A 741-nucleotide genomic window follows, 5' to 3' on the forward strand; every position below is an offset into this window, starting at 1 on the left:
CAGTAAAACCCATCTGGGTTGTATGGTTAAGCCTCACGGGTCATTAGTACAAGTTAGCTCAACGCCTCACAACGCTTACACACCTTGCCTATCAACGTAGTAGTCTCCTACGGCCCTTTAGAGAGCTTAAAGCTCTAGGGATGACTCATCTTAGGGCTCGCTTCCCGCTTAGATGCTTTCAGCGGTTATCGATTCCGAACGTAGCTACCGGGCAATGCCATTGGCATGACAACCCGAACACCAGCGGTTCGTCCACTCCGGTCCTCTCGTACTAGGAGCAGCTCCCTTCAATCATCCAACGCCCACGGCAGATAGGGACCGAACTGTCTCACGACGTTCTGAACCCAGCTCGCGTACCACTTTAAATGGCGAACAGCCATACCCTTGGGACCGACTTCAGCCCCAGGATGTGATGAGCCGACATCGAGGTGCCAAACACCGCCGTCGATATGAACTCTTGGGCGGTATCAGCCTGTTATCCCCGGAGTACCTTTTATCCGTTGAGCGATGGCCCTTCCATTCAGAACCACCGGATCACTATGACCTACTTTCGTACCTGCTCGACGTGTATGTCTCGCAGTTAAGCTGGCTTATGCCATTGCACTAACCGTACGATGTCCGACCGTACTTAGCCAACCTTCGTGCTCCTCCGTTACTCTTTGGGAGGAGACCGCCCCAGTCAAACTACCCACCAGGCACTGTCCTCAACCCCGATAAGGGGTCAGAGTTAGAACATCAAAA

1 rRNA gene is annotated in these 741 nt (G+C 53.0%); it reads right to left on the reverse strand.

The window, feature by feature from the left end:
- Positions 1–22: 22 nt before the first annotated feature.
- Positions 23–741 (reverse strand): 23S ribosomal RNA (locus tag NE535_RS18645); the annotation flags it as partial.

The sequence above is a fragment of the Shewanella holmiensis genome, assembly GCF_025370255.1.
Taxonomy (GTDB): Bacteria; Pseudomonadota; Gammaproteobacteria; order Enterobacterales; family Shewanellaceae; genus Shewanella; species Shewanella holmiensis.